This window comes from Nitrosococcus oceani ATCC 19707, from assembly GCF_000012805.1.
GTDB lineage: Bacteria > Pseudomonadota > Gammaproteobacteria > Nitrosococcales > Nitrosococcaceae > Nitrosococcus > Nitrosococcus oceani.
Genome location: NC_007484.1, coordinates 73,325 through 93,849, shown reverse-complemented (window position 1 = coordinate 93,849; position 20,525 = coordinate 73,325). Strand labels below are relative to the sequence as shown.

Below are 20,525 nucleotides of genomic sequence, written 5' to 3'. Positions count from 1 at the left end.
CTTTCAGAATCTGGATACATAAAATCCAAGTCATGAAAATTGCCTATCTCGCATGATTTTAACTTTGTGGTCTCTTCAATAATACGAACAAATTTAGTTTTATTTCTCCGGTGTGCTAAACAAAGTGCTCCAGCGTTCCATAACGTCGTCCTCTTCCCAGCGCCCCGCCGTGTCTTCATCGACCCGCACGGCATGGGAGTGATAGTTCATCAGGGCGTAGGCGCAGATGTCCATAGTGAATACGGACGATAAGCTCCTGAGCTTGTCAACAATCCATGGGCGGCGGTGTTCGTAATTGCGACCGGAGAAGTCATCGACGCCGTACAGGAATGCACGGCGCACACAACGGGCGAGGCGGTGGTAGTACGGCGTATCGACGAGGCTGATTTGAATCGAACGCGCTTGTGTCATGGTGGTAATCTAGTAGCGGATAAAAACAAGATAGGCAACAATATATAGGTATCCCTTATTTTTGTTATGCTGATTCTTTAACCACAAGCATGTTGGGTATTTTGTTATGTAGCGCTTGTTTTTTGATCTCCAGCCGGCTAAGAAGCGCGCAGAGATTTAGAGATTTTTGGCCGGCTAGAGCGCTTTGTTAGCCCTTTCTAGAGTCTCGGATTGCATTCAGAATGTCCTGGACAGAAACTTGTTTCATGCGTTTATTCAGTGTAATTAGCGGACACGATAAGGACTGAGCGCACTGCAAAAAGTACGCACCATAAGCATAGATATTAAATTCAAATGCCAGTTTTAATGCCTGCTGAATGTCAATAGCAACAAGCCTTACGTGAATCAGGCTCGTTATTTTAAACGCTGACAGTGCTTCATTATGGGTAAGCCGTTTTCGTTTGATCATGATAGATAGTGCATTGCCAATTTCATATGGCAGTATCTCCGATTCACGCCGCGCAGCGGTGCAGAGCATCTGCTGCCTCTTCTTGTTAGGTGTATCAATCTGCATTAATAGGACTAGGCTTAACAACTTGTTCCATTAGATCATTATTCCACTCACCATCTACCTTCACATGAGCAGCGCCGCCAAGCATAAACGCTTGAATCAAATTATGATTGAGATAAGCATAAAGCCCTGGCTGTTTAAATGTGTAAAGTGCAGCGACGGATTCTCCACCATTTACATGCCATGTTTCCTTGTCAACCATAGGAGTATTCTTAAAAGAGCCACCTGGCCAAACTAGGTCTCCGTGTCCGCCAATTAAGTGAATACGGGAATCTTCATTGGCTTGCGAATGAATAAACAAGACTGAATCACCAACCTTGGCCTTCATTGCATTGTCTCCCGTTAAAGCGCCTTTCGACCCATTGTATGTGACGTGTGTTGGAACAAGTCCCCGCATAACCTCTAAAGTATCACCATAAGGTTCTATTGCATTTGCGTATCGTTTGTACTTTCCATTTTTATCTTTTGGAATATACCAACCTTGCTCACCAACATAATAAGCCTTGTCATAGGTAACCTTTTTCCCATTTTGATCTCTTAAACCTTTTTTTGGAAAAATCATTATCGCGCCGTACATACCTGAAACAACATGGTAAGGAGTCATTAGCCCGCCTGGAGCACAGTGATAGACATAAGTTCCAGCTTTATCTGCTTTGAATCGTAATGTTACTTGCTGACCAGGAGCCACCTTAGTAAGCGCGCCACCACCCAATGCACCTGTTGCAGGATGAAAATCGATATTATGTAACAACATGTTTGTATCAAGGTTTTTAAGTGTTAACTCGACGTAATCACCCTCATGAACAACAATAATAGGCCCTGGATTGGTACCATTGAAGGTCATTGCTTGAACAAAAACATTGGGTTCTATTTCCACCTCTTTTTCCTCAATGACCATTTCTATTTCTACAATTCGAGGCTTTCCAGAATAGGCTTGTTGATGATCAGGCAAATGTGGCGGCGCAACTAATTCCTGCCTCACTCTTTCTAGATCTTTTAAGTTTGCATGGGTGCCAATATTAGCAATATAAGATGATGCTTCTCCATCAGCATACAAAACCGATGAAAATGTCGCTAGATAGAAAGCAAAATACTTTATTAACTTTTTCATTCTTTATCTCCTAGGTAAATTAAAAAATTTAAACAAAAGGGATACTCAAACGCCTAATCGGGGAGTTGACTGGCAGAACACCACGGGTTTAGCCGTGGATAATGAGCCTAGCGGCGGTATGTTGTGGGCTTATGGAAGTCATTACTACCGGGCACAGCGCTTATCGATTGCAATATGCATGTGGTTTGGGTTTGCAAATACCGCCGCCGGATCCTGAAACCCGGCGTTTGTGCTTACCTTCATAAGGTTTTTCCTTAGTACGGTGCAAAACCGAGATATTATTAGTATGGTCAGTCAGTTATGGTTTGTGTAGTACATGAGCCGTAGAGCTATGATAGCAGGTCCGAGACTAAACGAACCTGGATCACGAACTGATGAACACGGCTCATGTACTTGCCCGAGAACTTAAGCGCTTTTTGCCCTGGCATCAAGCCCGGTTGGATTGTTTATCGCAACTGATAATGGTGTTGATCCAAGGTTGGCCTTTATCGAGGAGTATTTCCATGATTTAAAGAGTGATAAATACGGATTCGGTATTACCATCAGTTGTTCGAAGAATATCGAACGACTCAATCTCCTCCTTTTGATGGGTGCACTGGCCACATGATGTCTATGGTGGATTGGCTGCCATGCCAAGCGCAACCAATGGCACCGCCATTTCCAAGCCAACACCGTACGTGATCGTAACGTCCTATCCATTTTGTTTCTTGCTGCCGCCCTCATCAGGCAACCTGATTACCCAATTAACTGTACTGACTTGATTCAGTCCTGGGAATCATTCCCAGATTATGTGCGTGAACGGAATTTGGCGTAGTTTTGTGGGGATCCCTCAGCGTCCGGCATCAGCGGCGCAGGGCACGCTCAGCGGGCACTGTGTCCATCTGCATGCTCTTGTTATGCTTAAATTTAATTAGTCTGAAAGATAGTAAGCAACTGTTGAAACCACCCTCACTTTTTTAATATGAGGATTGTTCTTATCCCTGGCACTAATACTAAATTGCCCTTGAGAGGCGGATTTAATCTTTCCTAAAGTACTTTTAGAATCGGCGGCAAATTTCTCTGCAACTTCACGGGCCTTCCTTGTCGCCTCTTCGATCATTTCAGGCTTCACCTGATTTAGGCGTGTAAAAATATATTCAGTTTGTGATTGATAATCACCGCCAGTAAATACAATTCCCCGCTTTCCTAAATCAGACATATTTCCCATAACGTCTCGCACCACATTAATGTTTTTGGAATAAACGGTTACTGTTTGGGAGGCGGTATATCTGAATTCAGATTTAGCTTGATTACCATACTGTTGCGCTGACTTATCGGTGATCGCAGGCAATGAATATGAGATTTCATCAGCATTAACGCCAGCGCTTTCAAGAAACGATTTTATCTTTTCAGTGCTTGCATCTATGGATCTATACATCTCTTCGAGATCATTACTTGCGGTACTGAACTGGATGGGCCAGATTACGATATCTGCACTATATTCCCTTTCCGATAGTCCTTTTACGGTAACTGTTCGCTCGTACTCCTTAAATCTAATAGCGGCATTACCAAGAAGATAGCCGAGAGAGGATAAGGCTATAATTAGACAAACGCCAAGCACGATCGCATTACTTTTATTTGATTCCGTCATTAATATCTCCTTATCGGGGAATTGACTGGCGGGTTCTCCTAGGTAATAGGTGTGCGGCATCTGATGATGCAGGAGGTTCTGCCAGTCGAACGGTTGTTCGCGATGCGCAGCGGCGCGAACGCTTGAGCTCAGAGGCCGCCGTAGGCAGTCCGCTGTAGCGACTTGTTAGCGCCTCTTCTGCTGCGCGACGTACTCATCGAGCAGTTGCCTGATCATTTTTTGATATTGCATACGATGCTTCTTCGCCTCTTCCTTGAAAAAGGCAACGCTCTCGGAACTCAACGAAATAGTGACCTTCGTTTGCTCGTTCTTCAGTGCCAACTCTTCGGGAGACGGAAGAAAATCTGGCACTAGCTTAATCTCACCAATCGGTTCTTCGCTATACCGAATTCGCTTGCTCATAGACCTTCTTACCTTTGCGCCAGTAACCCGCACCAATTATTCGAATGCGGCCAGATCGATACGTGAACCGAACCGTGATAATACCGGTGCCTTCCCGATTAGTGCCAAAGCAGTAATACCGTTTCTCATTCTGACTGTGGCTCAGATCTTCAGCTATCACACGCTTTGGATCGAGAAAGGCGTACTGGGCTTCGTAGAACGAAACCCCGTGTTTACGCTGATTGGCGGTGTTCTTCGCCTCATCCCACTCGAAGTGCGATTCGTTCATAGAATGAGGATAGCCCAAATATGGCTATTTCGCCATATGCCGATCTTCTGGCGCGAACGCTCCGCTAATGTGCGCCGCCTGAGGCGTCACCATTGAGCGGCTTGTTAGCAGATTCTGCTTGAAGGCGCTCAACCAGCCACACCTTGATGATTGATTGGCGGGTAACGCCAATACGCGCGGCCTCTCGATCCAACGACTCTACGACCCAGGCAGGAAAGTCCACGTTGATTCGCTTTTGTTCCAGGTTGGTGCGACGGGCTGTGGACAGATCAAGGTCGTCAATAATATCTTCCTGGCCTTCGTCGAATTTTTTATCAAAGTCTTTAGCTTTCATAGAGTTCAATCTCCTTCTTGCGAGAGCGCCTGACTGAAATCAAACGAATACAAGCTTCCCTGTATGTGACGACAGCCGACCAGTGCTTTTCGCCAATCTTGCCTATCAGCAGAAACCTCGGCTCACCCTCTGATTTTGCTCGTATTTCCAGCAGGCATGGGTCTTTCCACAGACCTTGGGCGGCCACGAAATTAATACCGTGCTTATCCAGATTGGCCTGACTTTTGGCTTCGTCGAATTCAAACTCATCCATGAGTATAAATTATTCCTTTTTTACTCAGCTTGCAAGATGTGGAAGGCTTAGTGCAACTGCTAACGCCCCGCATCAGCCGCAAAATTGTAAGCGAAGCGCGGCAAATTTGTCGGACTGCATGCGATTGTTATGCGTATCGTGCCCGCTAAAGTTATTTCACTATCTTAATTCGCCGGTTGCGAGCCAGTGTGCGCAATTGCTTCCGATTTCAGACACGGCACGATCATCATACCGGGCGATATCTTCCGCCGAGAGTAACTCCCGCCAACGACCATTTGTTCCCTTATGGATAAAAGTTTCTGCGCCGCCATCCCAAAAAGCTCCGCCCAATGGCACGCTCTTGGTTGCATTGGTCTTCATGTAATCGAAACTGCAGTGTCGCAATATTTTTTCCCAATTGGATTCGTCTATTGGTGTATCGATGAACTCGGATATTCGACGAATTTCTCCCGGCATGTCTTCTTTCAACTTTGCAAAGTGCACCAAGAGAACGTTAGGTAAATTCCGAATTTCCCACCAGCTACGAACATTTTCCCAAAATGACCAAAAAGGAAAGCCGTCATTGTCAAGCCAGTCGTTGAAGTACTGAATAATTGAGGAAGGTGGGGGCTCGATTGGTGGTCCGACCCTGCCAGGCGTATCGTTTAGCGCCTCATACCAGGCTGTATTAGCATTCAGATGATGATTATAAAGACTCCATACAACATCGCGACCGTCTCGGCCAATGTAGATATACTTTGCCTTGTCGCTAAATACCAACGCGTCCACAGGTAAATGGGTTTTTAGAAATCGTCGATGTGACTGGGCTTCGATTAAGGGAAGTTTGACTTCCTTGGGCGGGACTCGGAGGTCGACCCAAGGCGATATCTCCGCGACATCCAATCCTTCTGCACCATTAAACAGCAGCTGAGCAATGATTTGCTGCATCCAGGTTGTTCCGGCTTTGGCATAGGTCGAGATAATTATATCGTCGTCTCGAAACCTGAGATCATTCCATATTGTAGAATCGATATGATGATTATGGAGTTCTTTTTCTTTTGTTGGAAATCCGATTTTGTTCATAATTTTCCCTCCGCTTTAATTTACGCATAACGCCCGCATTTGCGGCTGGGTTGGAGCGCAGCGGAAAACCAGTCCGCCAACATGCTATTGTTATGTGAGTGCATGCTGCTGGAGCCTCTGTTTGAATTGATTGGCTGCACAAGAAAAATTTTGGCAGAGAGAAATAAACTCTTCTGTAAAATTATGCTCTTCTATAACTGAAGACGTAATCTTGTGATCTGCCTCCATGCGATCTTTGCCGATCAACCTAATCTGGCTGGAAATAACTCCATCAATACCCATTTTTTCTTCAAGCAATTCAAGCAATTGGATTGTACCTAGTGGTCTTTTTGATTCTGTATGTATCAGCTCAACATCCGCAATAGAAAACTCCTTCTTTAGGATATTTTTGATTAGTTTTTGATTTAAACTATCAGGGCCAATCAACTTATAGAATTCACTACAGCTGTCGTAGTATGACTTTCTTGTATTTTCTACGGGTGGCCTAAAGTGATCGTTCTGGCACTTTTTGAACAGTAGCTCTTCACCGAATAATTGGTTAATTTCAGTAATTCGGTTTAATACCTCTTGAAGTGGCTTAGGGAAGTCAACCCAAGCGCCGTCATATGTTCGGGCAACGAATCGAGCAAAGTTTGGATCATTACTATCAAACCTCGCTTCACTTAATTCATATGCATGCCAATGTCTTTGTTCTTCAGGGCTCATAGCATACAAATCTTTAAAAATCGCTGTGACTGCTGCCTGACCATTATCTAGCTTTCGCTTTCCATGCCTCACGTACAAGTATCGGTTTTCAGGGGCTTCTGATTTCGCCCATATATGCCCTCCAGATAATGAGTCATCAATTTCATACCACTCTGGGTGGTCAAAATAACGCGAAAGGACTTCTTCAGAGAACATTACAAGTTCAAGTTGGTGGGCGCCACAATGCAGTCTGTTTTTATATTCAGGAAAACCTTCTCGGACTAACTTGGAGCCATAAAAATGATTCTCCAGTAACTCTTTGCTTGGAAAGAATACGTGTATAATGATAGTTTGCCTCACTATAGCCACTAACTATTTGATGTCAAGAATCAAATCGCCAACCTTGCTGGAAGATGTTCGCCGCATCATGCGGCTCAAGCATTATTCGCTGCACACCGAGCGCTCTTATTGCGAGCGGATTAAAAATGCGTTGGTGTTTTTATACAAGCAGGTTCTGGATATGCCGCTGACCAAGCGTATCGAGGCCATTCGCTCCAAAACCAGTCGGCGTGTGCCAGTAGTGTTGTCGTTGGACGAGATCAGGCAAGTATTGCCACGGGTTGAAGGCGTGGCGCAGTTAGTGGTGAAACTGTTATACGGCAGCGGCTTACGGATTAGCGAGGCCGTTCGGTTGCGGGTGCAGGATCTCGATTACGATTATAAACAGACTACCGTGCGCTCTGGTAAGGGCGATAAAGACAGGGTAACCCCGCTTTCTGCGGCCATGATACCGTTACTGCAAAATCATTTTAGAAAAGGTCAAGGCGATTCACGAGCAGGATTTGGCCGACGGCTTCGGTGCAGTGTATTTGCCGTATGCGCTGGCAAAAAAATATCCTCATGCCGAACGGGAATGGGGCTGGCAATATGTGTTTCCGGCCCGTTCGCTATCGGTAGATCCTCTGTCGGGTTTGACTCGACGCCATCATATAGATCAATCGCTGATTAATAAGGCGATCAAGGCTGCGGTTCGACAAGCGGGTATTACTAAGCGAGTTTCTGCACATACCTTTCGGCACAGTTTTGCCACGCATTTGCTGCAACGCGGCATTGATATTCGAACGATTCAAGACTTGCTTGGACATCGTGATTTAGAAACGACGATGATTTATACCCATGTTTTAAATCAGGGCGGTCATGGGGTGACAAGTCCATTGGACGATTTGGAGGGATAGTTTACGTCCTAATCTATCCTTCTTTATGGTGCCGCCTGCTTTATAATATAAACAAATCCCTCTGGGCTTCATTTAACAAATAACAAAGCTACTTACCCTCAGCGTGGGGAGCACCGGGAATATTTGAGATTGGTTATTTCATCCCCTCCCCAGGTTAAAGCAGTCTTTCCCCTTTGAACACTTGCCCGTAATATTTAGGAATTTTGGTGGCTTTAGTACTTGTGTCTTGGCTATGACAGATCTACTACCCCCCCGCTTCTATGCCCGGGATGCCCTGGAGGTGGCCGCCGATTTGCTGGGGGCCTCGCTCTGCCGGGAACAGGTGGTGTTGCGGATCACGGAGGTGGAAGCCTACCGCTGGCCGGAGGATACCGCCAACCATGGCCGCCATGGCCAGACCTTGCGGAATGAACCCCTCTGGGGGCCGCCGGGGCGAGTCTACCTTTATCTGTGCTATGGCATCCATCATCTTCTTAATCTGGTGACAGGGGAAGAAGGACAGGCCGCGGCGGTATTGATTCGCGCCTGCGAGCCGGTAGCCGGCCTTGATCTCATCCAGCGCCGCCGCCGGGGTAAAATAAAGCCAGGCTTACTGACCGGGCCGGGAAAAGTGGGCGCGGCGTTGGGGCTGGATTTAAGCTGGAATCATCATCCCCTTTATGAACCGGGGGGGCTGGAGGTCCGCCGGGGAACCCCGGTGGCAGCGCTATTGGCGGGGCCGCGGGTGGGGATTGCCTATGCCCATCCTGAACATCGGGATGCTCCCTGGCGCTTGGCGATCCCGGATAATCCCTGGGTGAGCTGCCGTTCCCAACTCCAGCCCCGCCAGCAAAACTAGCTAAACTCTACATCAATATTAGAGGAACATGCCGTTCCTATTTCGCGGAGTCTTAATGTCTAAAGCATTTATCAAGGTCAAGGGCGCACGGCAGAATAACCTTAAAGGGCTTAATCTCAAATTTCCCCTCAATGAGCTGATTGTGATCACGGGAGTCAGCGGCTCGGGTAAATCCTCTCTGGCTTTCGACACCATTTATGCCGAGGGGCAGCGGCGCTATGTGGAAACCTTCTCCCCCTATGCCCGGCAATTTCTGGATCGGATGGACAAGCCCCAAGTGGATCGTATCGAGGGAATTCCCCCGGCCATTGCCATCGATCAAATCAACCCGGTCCGGACCTCCCGCTCCACTGTAGGGACCATGACGGAGTTGAATGATCATCTGAAGCTTTTATTTGCCCGGGCCGGAAAACTTTACTGCCAGGGCTGCGGGCAAGGGGTGCGGCGGGACACGCCGGAGGGTATTTATAAGGAGCTTCTTCTTCACTCCCAAGAACAAGACGACACTCCCCGGATCTTAATCACTTTTGAGATTACCGTTCCCGAAAATTTTTCCTTCCAGGAAGTAAAAGACCAGCTCCTACGGCAGGGCTATACTCGCTTCCATCACCAGCATGATCAGGTATTAGAGGCAATTCAGGATCGGGTCCGCTTGGAGCCGAGCCGGCGGGAGCGGATTATGGAAGCCCTGGAAACGGCTCTCAAACATGGCCGTGGCCATGTTACGGTTTATCCCCTAGATGAGCACCGCCAACCTCAACAGCCCTGGCGCTTTTCTTCTGATCTCCACTGCCCCCAATGTGATATCGCCTACCAGGACCCCTTTCCTAGCCTGTTTTCTTTTAACTCCCCTTTGGGGGCCTGCGGGACCTGCCGGGGCTTTGGCCGGACCATGGGGATTGACTATGATTTAGTGGTACCTGATGAAAATAAAACCCTGGCCGAGGGGGCCATCAAACCCTGGCAGAGCGCCAGCTATGAAGAATGTCAGCAAGATTTGATGCGTTTTGCCCGCAAGCGGGGGATTCCCACTCGCCTCACCTGGCGCGAGCTTACCCCTGAGCAGCAGCATTGGGTGCTGGCGGGAGAAGGGGAATGGGAGGAAAATAAGTGGTATGGAGTCCAGCGTTTTTTCGACTGGCTGGAAAGCAAAAGCTACAAAATGCACATCCGGGTGCTGTTGTCTAAATACCGGGCTTATCATCTTTGCCCCACCTGCCAGGGGGCGCGCCTCAAACCCGAATCCTTGCTGTGGCGGCTGGGAACCAAAGCCGGCGCCGACGAGGTATTACCAGACAAAAGACGGTTTATGCCTGCGGGAGTACGATTCTCCCAGCGGCGATTGGCGGCTTTACCTGGTCTGACCCTCCATGATGTGATGCAGCTTTCCCTTAAACGCTGCCAGCAATTTTTTGCTCAGCTTACCCTATCTGCTCCTTTGGACGAAGCTGCTGATTTGCTGCTAGGTGAGATTCGCTCCCGGCTCAATTATCTGGTGGAGGTGGGGCTAGGTTATCTGACGTTGGACCGTCAATCACGGACCTTAAGCGGGGGAGAAGTGCAGCGGATCAATTTGACCACTGCTTTGGGCACTTCCCTGGTCAATACTTTGTTTGTCTTGGATGAGCCGAGCATTGGTTTACACGCCCGTGATTTGCAGCGCATCATCCGGATACTGCAACGCCTGCGGGATGCGGGCAATTCCCTGCTCCTAGTGGAGCATGATTCCCAGATAATGCTGGCCGCCGACCGCATTTTAGATCTGGGGCCTGGACCGGGAGAACGGGGCGGTCAACAAGTATTTTTCGGCCCTCCCCAGGAATTGATGCAAGCCAAACGTTCCCTCACCGGCCAATACTTGACAGGTAAAAAGCGGGTCGTCTCCGAACGTCGTAAAACCAGAAAGCTCCCAGCGTCGGCCTATGTGGAAATCCGGGGCGCTGCGGAGCACAATCTCAAAAATATTGATGTCCGCTTTCCCCTCAATGGCCTGGTTTGCGTGACCGGCGTTAGCGGTTCGGGTAAATCCACCCTGATTCAAGAAATTCTGTATAAGGGATTACGCAAGCTCAAAGGCAAACCGGTGGGCACACCCGGCCGTCATCAAGCCCTTGAAGGCCATGAACATATTCAGACGGTAGTGTTGGTGGATCAATCCCCTATCGGTAAAACCACCCGCTCTAATCCCATTAGTTATGTGGGCGCCCTGGATGGCCTGCGCAAAGCCTTTGCCGCCGAGCCCCTGGCCCAGGAGCGAGGCTATCATGCCGGCACCTTTAGCTTTAACACCGGGAAGGGACGCTGTCCCACCTGTGGCGGCCGTGGTTTTGAGCAGGTGGAAATGCAGTTTCTCAGCGATATCTATCTGCGCTGCCCCGATTGTAATGGTCAGCGTTACCGACCTGAAATACTGGAGGTCAAACTGCAACCTTCGGCCCAGGGACTGGGCAAATCCATTGCCGAGGTGCTGGCCATGACGGTGGCCGAAGCCCTAGATTTTTTCGCCGATTACCCGGAGATCAAGCGGGGAATCGAACCTCTCCAAGCAGTAGGGATGGGTTATGTGACATTGGGTCAGCCGGTGCCCACCTTAAGTGGAGGCGAAGCCCAGCGGCTTAAACTGGCGGGACACCTGGCCAAGGCGCGGGGGAATAAACAGGGCCGCAACACGCTGTTTTTACTTGACGAACCCACAACGGGCCTCCATTTCGATGATATTGCCACCTTGCTCCAAGCCTTTTACCGCCTACTGGCGGAAGGTCACTCTCTGGTGGTCATTGAACATAACCTGGAGGTAATCCAAGCAGCGGACTGGATCATTGATTTAGGGCCCGAGGGGGGCGAAGGCGGAGGCAAGGTGATCGCTATGGGGTCTCCCCAGAAGGTCGCCCGGTCCCAGCATAGTCACACGGGCCAGGCTTTGCGGGACCACGCCCAAGCGTTTGATGAGATCTTCCAGGCTGCCTCTGCCGTGGGCGAAGCGCCCGCACAATACAGGACAGCCTGCGGAACTGCTCAAACCGAGGCTGCCCCCCAGGAATCGGGCGCGGCAGCAGAAGGCAATGGGTTCATTTATATCCATAATGCCCGGGAGCATAACTTAAAGAATATTGATGTCCAAATTCCCCGGGAGCGCCTTACCGTGATTACCGGCATCTCCGGTTCCGGGAAGAGTACAGTGGCATTTGATATCCTCTTTGCCGAAGGGCAGCGCCGTTATTTGGAATCTCTTAATGCCTATGCCCGGCAGTTTGTTCAACCGGCTGCCCGTCCCGATCTGGACGCCATCTTTGGTATTCCACCCACAGTAGCTATCGAGCAGCGTACCAGCCGAGGGGGACTCAAGAGCACGGTAGCCACCCTCACCGAGATTTACCATTTCCTGCGCCTGCTCTTCGTTAAGCTGGGACAGCAACATTGCCCCGATTGCAAAATTCCCATTGAGGCCCAAACCCTAGAGGCTATCCAGGCCCGGCTTATGGGGGACTATCGGAACCGCCGTTTGGGGATATTGGCCCCCTTGATCGTCGCCCGCAAAGGCTATTATACCGAGCTAGCCAAATGGGCTGCCGCCAAAGGATTTACCCACCTGCGGGTGGATGGGACGCTGCTTCCCACAGATCCCTGGCCTCGGTTGGATCGCTTCAAGGAACACTCCATTGAATTGCCGGTAGGAGAGCTCAAGGTTACCCCCGCAGCAGAAAAAGAACTCCATGCCCTGCTGGAGCAGGCTCTTAATCTGGGCCAGGGCAGGGTGGAAATTCTTCTTCCCCAAAAGAAGCAGAAGATTCTCTACTCAACTCAACGGGCTTGTCCAAGTTGTAGCCGCAGCTTTGGAGAACTGGACCCTCGCCTGTTCTCCTTTAACTCCCCACAAGGTTGGTGCCCCCGCTGTTATGGCACCGGGCGGGTGCTGCCCAATTTTGATGGAGAGCAAACCGGGGAAGAAAAAGAATGGGCCGAGAAGCAGGGAAATCCGGGCCAAATTTGCCCTACTTGCCAGGGACAGCGCTTGCAGCCCGAAGCCCTGGCGGTGCGTTTCCAGGAGCGGAATATTGCTGAATTTACCGGCATGCCAATAGCAGTGGCCGAGGCCACCTTTCAGTCCATGAAGCTGCAAGGGCGGGCGGCGGACATCGCCCGAGATATCCTGCCCGAGCTGCGAACTCGGTTGAAATTCCTCAGAGAGGTGGGATTGTCTTATTTAACGCTGGACCGGGCCGCCCCAACCCTCAGCGGTGGGGAAGCCCAGCGTATCCGCCTAGCTTCCCAGCTCGGCTCCAACCTGCGGGGTGTATGTTATATCCTGGATGAACCCACCATCGGTCTTCATCCCCGGGACAATAGAATGCTTCTGAATACCTTGGGCAAGCTGGAGGGCCAAGGCAATACCATTGTGGTGGTGGAGCATGACGAAGACACTATCCGGCGGGCCGAACATGTCATTGACTTGGGGCCAGGGGCCGGGGTGAATGGAGGCAAAGTGGTGGCTGCGGGCACGGTGGAAGCACTGCTCCAACATCCAGAATCCGTCACCGGGCGCTGCTTGGCCCAACCCTTGCCCCATCCCCTCATGGAAAAGCGCCGCCCCGAAACAGCCGAAGCCCACCTGGAGATTCGGGGAGCTTCCCTGCACAATTTGAAAAGTCTAACTCTCCGTTTACCCCTAAGACAGTTGGTGGGGGTGAGCGGAGTGAGCGGCAGTGGCAAAAGTACTCTGATACGGCAGGTGCTCCATGGGAACCTCCTGCGCCTGCTGAATCGAAAGCAGACGGCCCAACATAAGGAGACTACCACCTTTCAGGGCTGTCAGGAAATTCGTGGCTGGAAAGCTATCCAGCGGGTGCTGGAAGTCGATCAGACCCCCATTGGCAAAACGCCCCGCTCTTGTCCGGCTACCTATGTGGGTTTTTGGGACTCTATCCGGCGTTTGTTTGCCGACACGCCGGAGGCCCGTATCCGGGGTTATGGAGCAGGCCGATTCTCCTTTAATACCAAGGAAGGCCGGTGCCCAGAATGCGAGGGTCAGGGCGTAAAAAGAATTGAAATGAGCTTTTTACCGGATGTGACCGTTCCCTGCGAATCCTGCCGCGGAGCCCGTTTTACCCAAGAAACTCTGATGATCCGCTACAAGGACAAAAACATTGGTGAGATTTTAGCCCTGAGTGTTGATCAAGCCGTTGAGTTTTTTGCCGCCCATAAACGAATTCATCGGCCTTTGCAGTTGCTGCAAGCGGTAGGATTAGGCTACCTGAGCCTTGGTCAACCGAGTCCGACCCTCAGCGGGGGCGAGGCCCAGCGAATTAAGTTGGTGACGGAGCTAGCCAAGGCCCCTCTGAATCCCTATCGTAGTGCTAATCAGCACACCCTTTATCTCTTGGATGAACCCACCATTGGACTCCACATGGCGGATGTGGAAAAACTTATCCGGGTTTTGCACCAGTTGGTGGAAGTGGGCAATACCGTGATCGTCATTGAGCATAATCTGGACATTATTGCCGAGGTGGACTGGCTTATCGACCTGGGTCCGGAAGGAGGTGATGGCGGGGGGCAAATTGTTGCCCAAGGAACACCAGAGACCGTTGCAAAAGTTAAAAAAAATTCTTATACAGCAAAATTCCTTACCCGTTTTTTAAAAACGCGCCGTGCCATAAATTGAGGGCATTGCATTGTATCAAGGCCACGAACATGGTTTTTTAATATTTAGAAGCAACAGATGCCAATACGGCGCAATAGAGTAAGAATCCAGCTAACAAATACCACTACCCATACCAGCAGCGCCGCGTACAAAAATAGCGGGGGCAAAAAACTGAGGAACTCTAATGCCATCACCGTGGCCATCTCATGACTGCTGGCAGCATACATCCCAAGAGGGAAAACCACGCCCCAGTGGAGCGGATCGTAATTCAGCGATAAACGCATACAAGCATAGCGCCATACACTGAGAATCAACAATATGGGTATCCACCAGGTGCTGGTTGCCCAATAGAAAAGAGTAAACCCCTTGATGAAGGGCAGCAGCGAGTGCAGAAAAGGCGCATTGGCCGCGTTGGAAACTAGCAAAGATCCCCCTAACGTGGAGATCGCCATTGCCCCCATATTAATCCAGTAGGAAGGAGAGAAATCCTTAGGAGAAAAAAGAAAAAAAGTATAGCGGTAGAAAATAAGCGATATTATCCAAATGTACAACATACCGCCCCACAACCACATTAAAAATGCCAGGAAATTCAGTTCTAACTCATAGGACTGACTCGCGTGATTCGCAAGTAATGCGCTGAGTACCGCTATCGATTCCGCTGCAACTACCGCGAGCAACCAGCCGCCGTTAAGACCTCGGCTGAGGAGCGGCTTTTCTCTCTTTATCGTAAAAGCCGTAAAGATTGTATAGGTTGTCCCGAGCCAGAGTCCGATGGTGACAAACCACATGGCCAGCCCCATAGAAATATTGCCCGAAAGAACCACAAACTGGCTTCCCAGAATGCCAGAGCCGGCAACCATCGTAAAAAACCCTGGTCCACTCGAATGATCGGATAAGTCAGTAAAGAAGTAACGCGGATAACCAACCAAGCGTGCCACGGTAAGTAGCCATAACACCCCGTAGGTGATGATATTCAGTCGAAATAAAATATCCGCGATTACCGGCATCGCCAGCAGATGAGCAGCAAGAGAGACGATACCCGTTGCCATTACCATACCAAACGAGGCTGGAGACAAATCTTTCATATTTTTGAATGGATGGCTCGATGAAGCTTGCCGAATAGGTGCCTTTCGGTTGGTGGAGTTCATAAATAACTAAAAAATTCTTCTAGCTTAATAGACTGGCAAAACTCCTTTTGTATTTCCCCGGAACACGCTTTACCGTTGGCTCAATGCTAATGATCTTCATCCTCAGCAATATGGCCTGCGCCATCGCAAGATTGATGAGGCTGCTTTGAAGAAGCCTGTTTGTTGAGGAACATCCTGACATATCTTTGCATGAGCGTGCGCAAATGTTGAGTGTACACGCCCGTTCAATCACATTAGGCACCGTAAAAAACGCGGGTATAAAGTGAAATGGACATGATACACGGGACACGACCTCTAAAGCCGTCTCGCGGGACTCCTGTCCCGCGCTCAAGTTATCGCCTCCACTTCCGATTTTTCTGATTGAAGGGGAATGCCGCGCCCCCTAAAGTGATTTAGCAAATGTGAATTTTAACATCGGGTGGATCGCCCGCTACCGGAATTTCGACACCATGGCCACGTTCATTCCAGCACTCACCACAATCCCCCGGATGACTCGCGGCGAGCGCCGTTTCGGTCGCCGGCTTGACAGCCTGCTGGAAGAAGACTATCTCGTCTGGTACGACATTCCATTGGGACGCCGGCGTCGCTATCCCGACTTCATCATTCTGCATCCCGCTCGCGGCCTGCTGTTTCTCGAGGTCAAGGACTGGAAAATCGAAACCATTCGCTCGATCACCCCTGACAGCGTCGTGATCGATACCCAAGAGGGCCGCAAGACGGTCAGCAACCCGTTGGCTCAAGCTCGCCAATGTGCCTTTGCCGCCATCGACCAGCTGAAGCGCGACCCTCAGCTGACTCAGAGCGATAAGTGCTACCGCGGCAAGCTATGCTTTCCCTATGGGCACGGTGTGGTCTTTCCCAATATCACGCGTCGGCAGTGGAACCAAGCCATTCCCGAGGCAGAGCAAGAAATCCTGCTGCCGGCGCATCGCGTGATCTGCAAGGACGAGATGCTCACCACCGCCGACCCGGAGGCATTCCAGCAGCGGCTCTGGAACATGTTCGACTACCGGTTCGGCGAGCAGTTCAGCGTCCCGCAGCTCGACCGGATCCGCTGGCAGCTCTTCCCGGAAGTGCGCATCGATGCCCCCACAACGGATCTCTTCGGTAACGATGAAGCCGCGGAGGATGAGCCCGCGAGCAACCTCGTCCCCAATATCGTTCGCGTCATGGATCTGCATCAGGAGCAGCTGGCCAGAAGCATGGGCGACGGCCACCGGGTCATTCATGGCGTTGCCGGCTCCGGCAAGACCTTGATACTCGGCTACCGCTGCCTGCATTTGGCCCAGGCCATCAGCAAGCCGATCCTGGTGCTGTGCTTCAACATCACCCTGGCAGCGCGCCTGCGCTGCTTCATCGCCGAAAAGGGAATCAGCGAGAAGGTTAAGGTGCACCATTTCCATGAGTGGTGCAGCCTGCAGTTGAAGACCTATCAGGCCGACCTGGCGCCGGGAAAAGGCCCTATCTGGGAGCGTCAGGTGGAAAGCGTCATTCGGGCAGTCGATCAGTCACGCATTCCCCGGGCACAATACGGCGCGGTGATGATCGACGAAGGCCACGACTTCGAGCAGGCCTGGCTCAAGCTGGTGGTACAGATGGTCGATCCCGACACCAACTCGCTGCTGCTGCTTTATGACGATGCCCAGTCCATTTATCAGAAGAGCTCGCTGAAATTCCCGCTTTCCTCGGCTGGCGTCCAGGCCCGCGGGCGCACCACTATTCTCAAGCTGAACTATCGAAACACCCGGGAAATCCTGACGTTCGCCTATGATTTCGCCCAGGATTTTCTGAAAGCTCACGATGCCGATGATGACCATATTCCTTTGATCGCCCCCGAGGTGGCCGGGGTGAGCGGGCCCAGGCCGGCGTTTCGTCGCCTCAGCAGCCCCCGCGATGAAGCGCGCTATCTGGTGCGCTGCATCCAGACATGGCGTAGCCAGGGTAGCGGCTTGAACAGTATCGCGGTGGTCTATACTGGCAACTCGCAGGGGCGTCTCTTCTATGACGCCCTGCGCGAAGCCAGCATCCCAAGCCGCTGTCTGCAACAGTCTGCCGACAAGCGCAGCTACGACCCGCAGGCCGATGAAGTGGTGCTGCTCAGTCGACAGAGCAGCAAGGGGCTGGAGTTCGATACCGTGCTGCTGTGTGGTCTCGGGGCATTGAGCAACGACGAGGAACGGCTGGCTCAGGAAGCGCGACTGCTTTATGTCGGCATGACCCGCGCTCGCCGCCGGCTGCTGGTAACCAGCTGCAAGCCAAACTGGTACACCCAGCGGCTAACAGAGCTCGCCTCGGCCTGATAAAAGCAGCAAACAAGCAGGGCTTCGTAAGCCGTTGAAGAAGTGGCGGGTTGCGTGTCGATCGGGCAGGATTATTAGTGCTTTTCTTATTATTACGCTTTGACCAAACACGCTTAACCGAAGCTTCACTGCAGCCGGCAATACGGGCCGTCTCCGCAATGGAAAAATTCGCTAAGCACAGAGTCTTGATACGTTCATGTAACATCTTGTCCGGACGCCTTCCCGTAAAGAGCCCTTTTTCTTTTGCTAGCTCAATACTGTCCTGTTGCCACCTGCGACGCTCCTCATAGTCATCTCTAGCCATCTGTAAAGCTAGTTTCAGCAGCATTTTTTGCACTGACTTAAGAACTATAGCTTACGTCATATAAATTGATTTTCTGTAAAGATTTCATCAATTGAGCGGTGTGTTTGCCTTCTCAAAGCTTTGGCTTGCGCCCATTTTTGTTCGATGGGGTTTAAATCTGGGGAATATGCAGGTAGGTAAAGCAGCCCATCTCCAGCGTTTCGGATCATGTTTTGCGTATCCTCGCGTTTGTGAAAGGTTGCATTATCCATCACCACAATGCTTTGCGCGGGTAGTTTAGGCAATAAATCCTGTGCCACCCACGCGGTAAAAACATCTGCATTTACATTCACATTAAACAAAGCCACGCTAAACAAAGCCACGCTCAGTAATGCTTTACCGATTAAGGCCCCCATCGCATGGGTACGCCCTTTGGCATCCCAGTCTCGCTCTCCAAAACACCGTAGCCCCTTGGGCGCATAACCGTGTGTCCGTGGCATGTCGTGCGCAAAACCGCTCTCATCAATGTAGACAATCGGGCGTTTATTCAGTCTGTGCCATGTGATGAGAGTCTGGAAGGCGCGCCGTGCGCCTTCGCATCCCTTTGGGTGCATCAAGCTTTTTTTTATAGCTAACGCCCAGACGGTGCAGAGCATAGTTGATTCCCTGAACACGCACACCAAAACGGCTGCGCTCGCTCGTATTGATACGCATCCGGATTGTCCCGAACATATCACCAGCCATTACGTCCATGTCAATTTTTGTCGCTGGTTTATTTCGGCTCGGTTTAGGCTCAGGCCCTTTTAGCCAACGTGTAACGCTCGCTACGCCCACACAAAACCCAGACACCGCCTCGGCAATGGTAACTCCTTCCTTCTTGCGAACGGATAGAACTTTATAGTGAAAATCAGATGAGTAAGTCATCTAATAAGTATGATCAATTTATAATGGATTAGCTATAGCCTTATGGCGTTTGCTTTTCTGGGTGCTCGGCTTCTTGGTAGGGTGACATCGGCTAAGTAACACTTGAGCGCCGCTTCGAGGGTCATGCGCTCCGATGCTCTGCGCTGGATATAGATGCGCATCATTTTATCTTCGGTGCGACGTGCCCAGTCCTGGGCGTCGCGCTTGGTACGGAAGGTCTTGGCGGTAGTCGGCCAGCCGGTTTTGCGAATAACGGCTTTCCAGCTACCAGATAGGGTCTTGACGATGGTGGCCATGTAAATCTCCAGAGGGCTGAAGGATCGGAACTGTACCGAAACTGTACCCTTGGAACATGGGGCTCACCAGAGAGAACTGCTAACGCACTGATTTTAATGGTGGGCCCAGCAGGACTCGAACCTGCGACCAAGGGATTATGAGTCCCTCGAAGCCAATAGTTCACAACAAGCTACAAAAAAATACAACAATAAAATCAATAAACTAATTCTTTAACTCTATTCCCTTTTGTTGCTATCTATTGCTGTTTTTTATCTCCAAGTGTCCCTTGAGTGTCCTTTAAACCCTTTAATAATTCTTCTATGTTGTTTCGTTCCTATAGGTTTTTCATATCGAGGGATGCGGGCAAAGGTCAGGTTAGCTTCAGACTGGCGCCGCTCTCATCCATAAATCTCAACACCGCGTCTTCAATTTGGGACCTTTTCTGCGATAGTTTGCCCTTAAACGCTTAGCCCTTGTACTTCTACCCTAAAGTGGCGCTCATATCGTTCACACAGCTCCGCTTCTCCTCCTGAACTACTTTGAATTCAATAGCAAAAGGCTAACCACCCTTCTTTTATCTCTACTAACCTAAACTTAAATTGCTAAAAAGCATGCTTTCATGCTTTGTCATATTACCTGCCATTTTCTGCAGTGTACTTGATTATAGCTAAATCTATAATTACTGATACGCTGCAACGATATTCTCAAGGGTTTCGTGTTCGTTGTATTCTCTGATTTTTTTGATATTTCCGAAGTCTTTTTCTATGGGGTTAAAGTCAGGGGAATAAGGGGGGAGGAATAAAATTCCCGCCCCTGTTTTTTTGATGATTTCACGTGAAGAAACGGCTTTGTGGAACGGAACATTATCCATGATGACAATGTGGTTGCTGTTGAGCAAGGGGCAAAGCTCTTTTTCCAGCCATGCATTGAACACAGCCGTGTTACAGGTTCCCTCAAATAGAAACGGCGCTTCAAAGCCTTCATCCATACGGGCGGCCAATAAAGAGGTTCGCGGTCTGCGATGACCGGAGATCAGACCATAAACACGCCGCCCCTTTGGAGCGTAAGCGTAACGACGGGAAACCTCCGGCTCAAAACCGCTTTCATCAAGATAGACAAATCTTTTGCCGCGGCGGCGATAGCGTTCACGAAGACGAAGAAAGCTCTTTCTTTTCATA

19 protein-coding genes and 1 pseudogene are annotated in these 20,525 nt (G+C 50.2%); 6 read left to right on the top strand and 14 right to left on the bottom strand.

Annotation, left to right across the window (positions count from 1 at the left end; all coding sequences use genetic code 11):
* Positions 1 to 99: 99 nt before the first annotated feature.
* The 9 genes from NOC_RS16540 to NOC_RS00620 all read right to left on the bottom strand — a co-directional run bounded on the left by NOC_RS16540 (position 100) and on the right by NOC_RS00620 (position 7,065).
* Positions 100 to 411 (bottom strand): hypothetical protein, encoded by a 312-nt coding sequence (locus tag NOC_RS16540; protein WP_081430937.1) that lies wholly within the window; start codon positions 409 to 411, stop codon positions 100 to 102.
* A gap of 542 nt (positions 412 to 953) precedes the next feature.
* Positions 954 to 2,072: a copper-containing nitrite reductase gene (gene nirK / locus NOC_RS00655; protein ID WP_002812613.1), complete on the bottom strand. Its 1,119-nt coding sequence runs from the start codon at positions 2,070 to 2,072 to the stop codon at positions 954 to 956.
* A 910-nt stretch (positions 2,073 to 2,982) separates the two neighbouring features.
* Positions 2,983 to 3,702 (bottom strand): SIMPL domain-containing protein, encoded by a 720-nt coding sequence (locus NOC_RS00650; protein WP_011330228.1) that lies wholly within the window; start codon positions 3,700 to 3,702, stop codon positions 2,983 to 2,985.
* A gap of 165 nt (positions 3,703 to 3,867) precedes the next feature.
* Positions 3,868 to 4,104: a BrnA antitoxin family protein gene (locus NOC_RS00645; RefSeq protein WP_002813145.1), complete on the bottom strand. Its 237-nt coding sequence runs from the start codon at positions 4,102 to 4,104 to the stop codon at positions 3,868 to 3,870.
* Positions 4,082 to 4,372, bottom strand: a complete 291-nt coding sequence (locus tag NOC_RS00640) for a BrnT family toxin (protein WP_036497825.1) — start codon at positions 4,370 to 4,372, stop codon at positions 4,082 to 4,084. Before NOC_RS00640 ends, NOC_RS00645 begins: the two co-directional genes overlap by 23 nt.
* 64 nt (positions 4,373 to 4,436) lie before the next feature.
* On the bottom strand, positions 4,437 to 4,706 hold the full coding sequence (gene brnA, locus NOC_RS00635; RefSeq protein WP_002812971.1) for a type II toxin-antitoxin system BrnA family antitoxin: 270 nt from the start codon (positions 4,704 to 4,706) through the stop codon (positions 4,437 to 4,439).
* Positions 4,696 to 4,959 (bottom strand): BrnT family toxin, encoded by a 264-nt coding sequence (locus tag NOC_RS00630; RefSeq protein WP_011330226.1) that lies wholly within the window; start codon positions 4,957 to 4,959, stop codon positions 4,696 to 4,698. The genes brnA and NOC_RS00630 overlap by 11 nt, the downstream gene beginning before the upstream one ends.
* A 159-nt stretch (positions 4,960 to 5,118) precedes the next feature.
* On the bottom strand, positions 5,119 to 6,021 hold the full coding sequence (locus NOC_RS00625; protein WP_002814242.1) for a sulfotransferase domain-containing protein: 903 nt from the start codon (positions 6,019 to 6,021) through the stop codon (positions 5,119 to 5,121).
* A gap of 90 nt (positions 6,022 to 6,111) precedes the next feature.
* On the bottom strand, positions 6,112 to 7,065 hold the full coding sequence (locus NOC_RS00620) for a hypothetical protein (protein ID WP_147094525.1): 954 nt from the start codon (positions 7,063 to 7,065) through the stop codon (positions 6,112 to 6,114).
* 19 nt (positions 7,066 to 7,084) lie between these two features.
* On the opposite strand from NOC_RS00620, the gene NOC_RS18315 reads away from it, so the two are divergent.
* The 4 genes from NOC_RS18315 (at position 7,085) to uvrA (ending at position 14,437) form a co-directional block, all read left to right on the top strand.
* Positions 7,085 to 7,714, top strand: coding sequence for a tyrosine-type recombinase/integrase (locus tag NOC_RS18315; RefSeq protein ID WP_002812343.1), 630 nt, complete (start codon positions 7,085 to 7,087; stop codon positions 7,712 to 7,714).
* On the top strand, positions 7,635 to 7,940 hold the full coding sequence (locus tag NOC_RS18310) for a tyrosine-type recombinase/integrase (RefSeq protein ID WP_081430936.1): 306 nt from the start codon (positions 7,635 to 7,637) through the stop codon (positions 7,938 to 7,940). Before NOC_RS18315 ends, NOC_RS18310 begins: the two co-directional genes overlap by 80 nt.
* A gap of 232 nt (positions 7,941 to 8,172) precedes the next feature.
* Positions 8,173 to 8,778: a DNA-3-methyladenine glycosylase gene (locus tag NOC_RS00610; RefSeq protein WP_002812620.1), complete on the top strand. Its 606-nt coding sequence runs from the start codon at positions 8,173 to 8,175 to the stop codon at positions 8,776 to 8,778.
* A gap of 55 nt (positions 8,779 to 8,833) precedes the next feature.
* On the top strand, positions 8,834 to 14,437 hold the full coding sequence (gene uvrA, locus NOC_RS00605; protein ID WP_002814051.1) for an excinuclease ABC subunit UvrA: 5,604 nt from the start codon (positions 8,834 to 8,836) through the stop codon (positions 14,435 to 14,437).
* A 44-nt stretch (positions 14,438 to 14,481) separates the two neighbouring features.
* Here uvrA and NOC_RS00600 read toward each other — a convergent pair whose 3' ends face one another.
* Positions 14,482 to 15,501 carry a tellurite resistance/C4-dicarboxylate transporter family protein gene (locus tag NOC_RS00600; protein WP_002813963.1) on the bottom strand — a complete coding sequence of 340 codons (1,020 nt, stop codon included), beginning with the start codon at positions 15,499 to 15,501 and terminating at the stop codon, positions 14,482 to 14,484.
* A 121-nt stretch (positions 15,502 to 15,622) separates the two neighbouring features.
* On the opposite strand from NOC_RS00600, the pseudogene NOC_RS18515 reads away from it, so the two are divergent.
* Positions 15,623 to 15,730, top strand: a pseudogene (locus NOC_RS18515) (IS630 transposase-related protein); the annotation flags it as partial.
* Positions 15,731 to 16,013: 283 nt separating this feature from the next.
* Positions 16,014 to 17,864: a 3'-5' exonuclease gene (locus NOC_RS00595; protein WP_036498009.1), complete on the top strand. Its 1,851-nt coding sequence runs from the start codon at positions 16,014 to 16,016 to the stop codon at positions 17,862 to 17,864.
* A 360-nt stretch (positions 17,865 to 18,224) separates the two neighbouring features.
* Here the strand turns inward: NOC_RS00595 and NOC_RS00590 are convergent, their stop codons facing one another.
* From NOC_RS00590 to NOC_RS00570, 4 genes are all read right to left on the bottom strand, one after another.
* Positions 18,225 to 18,761 carry a transposase gene (locus NOC_RS00590; RefSeq protein WP_256998780.1) on the bottom strand — a complete coding sequence of 179 codons (537 nt, stop codon included), beginning with the start codon at positions 18,759 to 18,761 and terminating at the stop codon, positions 18,225 to 18,227.
* Positions 18,691 to 19,071, bottom strand: a complete 381-nt coding sequence (locus tag NOC_RS00585) for an IS630 transposase-related protein (RefSeq protein WP_011330221.1) — start codon at positions 19,069 to 19,071, stop codon at positions 18,691 to 18,693. The genes NOC_RS00590 and NOC_RS00585 overlap by 71 nt, the downstream gene beginning before the upstream one ends.
* A gap of 32 nt (positions 19,072 to 19,103) precedes the next feature.
* Positions 19,104 to 19,367 (bottom strand): hypothetical protein, encoded by a 264-nt coding sequence (locus NOC_RS00580; protein WP_002812286.1) that lies wholly within the window; start codon positions 19,365 to 19,367, stop codon positions 19,104 to 19,106.
* Between the two features lie 659 nt (positions 19,368 to 20,026).
* Complete coding sequence (locus NOC_RS00570) at positions 20,027 to 20,524, bottom strand: IS630 family transposase (RefSeq protein ID WP_168023432.1); 498 nt, start codon at positions 20,522 to 20,524, stop codon at positions 20,027 to 20,029.
* Between the last annotated feature and the right edge of the window lies 1 nt (position 20,525).